This window comes from uncultured Nitrosomonas sp., from assembly GCF_902826915.1.
Classification (GTDB): domain Bacteria; phylum Pseudomonadota; class Gammaproteobacteria; order Burkholderiales; family Nitrosomonadaceae; genus Nitrosomonas.
On the sequence record NZ_CADEGP010000133.1, the window covers coordinates 1 to 1830 of the forward strand.

Sequence of the window (1830 nt, forward strand, 5' to 3'; positions counted from 1 at the left end):
AGATTTCCACTTAAAATATGGGAAAAACTGTCCAATCAAGTGTGACCACCTCTTTGAGTGCCAACGAGCGGCAGGAGCTAATGGAATTGCGTAAGAAGCTCAAGCGTGTGGAGATGGAGCGTGACATATTGGCAAAGGCTACGGCCTGGTTTGCAAACAACAAAGATCGATGGGGAAGGTGTGCCAATTAATCAAGGCAAACCGGGCCCAATTTCCAGCTCATGTTCTATGTAAGACACTCAGTGTATCGCACAGCGGTTACTATGACTGGGCTAAACGTGCACCCAGCCAGAGGGCCATCGCCAACTGTCGATTGACCGAGCAGATCATGACCATATATCGTACAAGCGATTGTACGTATGGCCGCCCCCCGCATTACCATTGAATTAGCCGATCGTGGAGTCAGGGTCACTCACAAACGCGTAGGCAGGTTGATGCGTGAAGCAGGGATTAACCCAAGGTGGTATAAAGTGATAGTTGATCCAGAAATTAGTCGGTGTGAATTCATAAGTGTGAAGAATCCGATCAATTTTAATCTGACCAATTTCCTCTATTGTTCCCTCATTATTAAAATCCGGAGTTACAATGCGGTAGTTCACATAGCTATCAGTGACGCCAATATTTATAAATGAAAGATGTACTCTACTCAATTTATTAGTTCTATTTAAAGAAAGATTTATTAAATAAATCAGGATAATTTTTAATAACATCAGGATGATATAAGTCTCTAGATGTCGTTTGTTGATCTCTAAGTACTTTTAAATGCACCTCTTCTTGAACTCGTCGTGCAATTTCTGAATCAATGTCGTAATAAGATTTGCAGTAATTTGCTTCAGCACGCTCGTGCCGGAAAAAAGCAATATCTTGTGGATCATCTTTTCCTAGTATCAATCTTGTAAGCATGTCTTGTTCCGGGCCAGCATTCCGTGATGTAATAAAATTTTCACCTGGATAATTAAGTGCAAATACCCATGAGAGATTTAAACCCTCTGTTAGAGGGTTTTTTATTGTTTGAGATAAAATGCTTAGATAATCAAGTAATGAAAAAATATTCAGGTTTTTTAATCAATAGTGAAAGATCCTGGAATACAAGAAAGTCTCGGAATTGCGAGTCATTAATAGTCTGGCTTGCATCAGTAATTCTATAATGATAGGAAACAAAAGTGCCTTTATCCCCTATCGGACATTTTTTATAAACTGTCACCAAATATCGGAACCCATCGGCATAAGCCTGTTTCATTTGTGTTTCTACTTCCATAGTAAATGTTTTCTTATTCATAGAGTTTCCTTTTTATTTATTCCCCTTTTCTTGTCCAGCCATTTAATACGGCTAATTCGCAAGTTTCCTTTGGAATAATCAGGCGCTGTGCTGATTGCCCATAACAAACTCATGATCCTGAGTTTGTAAGGCATGCGGACACGTTCGACCAGTCAATATCTTCTGAAAGTAACTGCATATTAAAAAATTGCTTAACTGGTTGTTGTGATGGTTGCGGACCAGTTTCAGCTAGGGGAATATTTGAGAAATCTATTTCTGTCGATATGAGAATTTCTTCTTCCTGGACGATATCGGGTGAAACATCTACTTTATTCGTGACACGTTGACGGCATAGGCTCCAAATACGAACGTTGATAGCACAGACAGAGCAACCACAAAGACAAAAAACGCCATAGGCGCGTTTTTCTTGGGTTTTACGTGTTGTGTTGCTGAGTGGTAAAGCTCGAATGATTCTTTAGGCAGTTTATAATTGAATCTCTCGGGTTTAATTCCTCGCTCCGAGCTATAGTCAAATCTGGTGTATGAGAATCAAGCGACCTGCTGTTTTTGAT

At 39.9% G+C, this 1830-nt stretch carries 4 protein-coding genes; 2 read left to right on the forward strand and 2 right to left on the reverse strand.

The annotated features are described in order from the left end of the window. Positions 1–41: 41 nt before the first annotated feature. Both QZV86_RS13710 and QZV86_RS13890 read left to right on the forward strand, forming a co-directional pair. Positions 42–191 carry a hypothetical protein gene (locus QZV86_RS13710; protein WP_295629294.1) on the forward strand — a complete coding sequence of 50 codons (150 nt, stop codon included), beginning with the start codon at positions 42–44 and terminating at the stop codon, positions 189–191. A 168-nt stretch (positions 192–359) separates the two neighbouring features. Next, positions 360–632 carry an IS3 family transposase gene (locus tag QZV86_RS13890; protein WP_366925711.1) on the forward strand — a complete coding sequence of 91 codons (273 nt, stop codon included), beginning with the start codon at positions 360–362 and terminating at the stop codon, positions 630–632. A 28-nt stretch (positions 633–660) separates the two neighbouring features. Here the strand turns inward: QZV86_RS13890 and QZV86_RS13720 are convergent, their stop codons facing one another. Both QZV86_RS13720 and QZV86_RS13725 read right to left on the reverse strand, forming a co-directional pair. Beyond that, positions 661–903 carry a hypothetical protein gene (locus QZV86_RS13720; RefSeq protein WP_295629300.1) on the reverse strand — a complete coding sequence of 81 codons (243 nt, stop codon included), beginning with the start codon at positions 901–903 and terminating at the stop codon, positions 661–663. Between the two features lie 130 nt (positions 904–1033). Further along, on the reverse strand, positions 1034–1279 hold the full coding sequence (locus tag QZV86_RS13725; protein WP_295629304.1) for a hypothetical protein: 246 nt from the start codon (positions 1277–1279) through the stop codon (positions 1034–1036). Between the last annotated feature and the right edge of the window lie 551 nt (positions 1280–1830).

Excerpts from the sequence above, each read along its gene's own strand:
- QZV86_RS13890 (WP_366925711.1), top strand. The coding sequence starts at position 360 with ATGGCCGCCCCCCGCATTACCATTGAATTAGCCGATCGTGGAGTCAGG.
- QZV86_RS13725 (WP_295629304.1), bottom strand. The coding sequence starts at position 1,279 with ATGAATAAGAAAACATTTACTATGGAAGTAGAAACACAAATGAAACAG.
- QZV86_RS13720 (WP_295629300.1), bottom strand. The coding sequence starts at position 903 with ATGCTTACAAGATTGATACTAGGAAAAGATGATCCACAAGATATTGCT.